The sequence below is a fragment of the Sulfurovum sp. bin170 genome (genome assembly GCF_010892395.1).
Taxonomy (GTDB): domain Bacteria; phylum Campylobacterota; class Campylobacteria; order Campylobacterales; family Sulfurovaceae; genus UBA1140.
In genome coordinates this window covers 1-1,505 of record NZ_JAACKB010000040.1, presented here as the reverse complement: position 1 = coordinate 1,505, position 1,505 = coordinate 1, and the positions used below count along the sequence as shown (strand labels likewise).

2 protein-coding genes are annotated in these 1,505 nt (G+C 38.3%); both read left to right on the top strand.

What is annotated here, in order from left to right; all coding sequences use genetic code 11:
- Positions 1-67 precede the first annotated feature (67 nt).
- Positions 68-1,102, top strand: coding sequence for a recombinase RecA (recA, locus tag GSY74_RS00935; protein ID WP_164663223.1), 1,035 nt, complete (start codon positions 68-70; stop codon positions 1,100-1,102).
- 109 nt (positions 1,103-1,211) lie between these two features.
- A partial coding sequence (locus GSY74_RS00930; protein WP_164663222.1) for a hypothetical protein occupies positions 1,212-1,505 on the top strand: 294 nt, incomplete at its 3' end.

The window sequence follows — 1,505 nt, the reverse complement described above, 5'->3', positions numbered from 1 at the left end:
ATCATAAATCTATTATAATAGTGATAATATTCTAAAACTTAATCAAATATAAAGGATAAAAATTAAAATGGATGCAAACAAACAAAAAGCCCTAGATATGGCGATGAAGCAGATTGATAAAAATTTTGGAAAAGGTACAATAATACGACTGGGTGATAAGGATATAGAGCCTTTGGAGTCGATTAGTACAGGTTCACTGGGGCTTGATATGGCTCTGGGGATTGGTGGTGTTCCTGTTGGTAGAGTTATAGAGATTTATGGTCCAGAGAGTTCTGGTAAGACCACTTTGGCACTGCATATTATCGCTTCTGCTCAAGCAGATGATAAAGTTTGTGCTTTTATAGATGCTGAACATGCCCTTGATGTGCTTTATGCAAAAAATTTGGGAGTTGATGTTGAGAATCTATTGGTCTCTCAGCCCGATTTTGGAGAACAAGCACTTGATGTGTTGGAGACCTTGGCTCGTTCTGGTGCAGTGGATGTGATTGTGGTCGATTCAGTGGCTGCATTGACTCCAAAAGCAGAGATAGAGGGTGAGATGGGAGACCAGCAGGTGGGTCTTCAGGCGAGGCTTATGAGTAAAGCGTTGCGAAAACTTACTGCTGTTTTGCATAAGACTAATACTACTGTAATTTTTATTAATCAACTTCGTATGAAGATTGGGATGATGGGTTATGGCTCTCCAGAAGTAACAACAGGAGGAAATGCCCTTAAGTTCTATGCATCAGTTAGAATAGACATCAGAAGAATAGCAACACTTAAACAGGGAGAGTCTCAAATAGGTAACCGTGTAAGAGCAAAAGTCATTAAAAATAAAGTTGCTCCACCATTTCGACAGGCTGAGTTTGACATTATGTTTGGTGAGGGAATCTCTAGGGAGGGAGAGCTGGTCGAGTATGGTGTTAAGCTTGATATTATTGATAAATCAGGTGCTTGGTTCTCTTATGGTGAGGAAAAATTGGGACAAGGAAAAGAGAATGTCAAAGCCAAATTTAAAGAGGATACCAAGCTTAGAGATGAAATTGAGGCTAAAATCAAAGAGGCTTTGGGGATTACTAGTATATTAACAATGGATAGTAAAGCAATTAAAGATAGCGAGTAGGGGTAGAGCCAAGTCTCTACCCTTCAAACATCAATTACTTTTTATAACTTTATGAATTAAAAAGAAATATTAAAGAACATTGGTTATAATAGATAAAAAAGGGTATATTATGACTATTCATCTACTTGTAGGAATTATCTCTTCGGTTCTGCTTCTAACCTCGTTTGCTATTACCAAAAGAAATAGAGAAGAGGCTTATGCTCTAAGAGCCTCACGAAAAGAGGAGGCTCATATCGAAGAGGAGCTAATGATTCACACTGCCTTGGAACAGGCAGGAGCGTTGCCAAAACATCATGGTCAGCATCATGGAGATTCGCACAACAAAGCTAAATCTCACTCTATTAATATCCGTCTACTATTTAACTCTATAGGATACGCTGTAATCGCCATTGAGCTTTTATAT

Bases quoted from the DNA above. Each gene is read 5' to 3' on its own strand.
- recA (WP_164663223.1), top strand. From the start codon at position 68: ATGGATGCAAACAAACAAAAAGCCCTAGATATGGCGATGAAGCAGATT.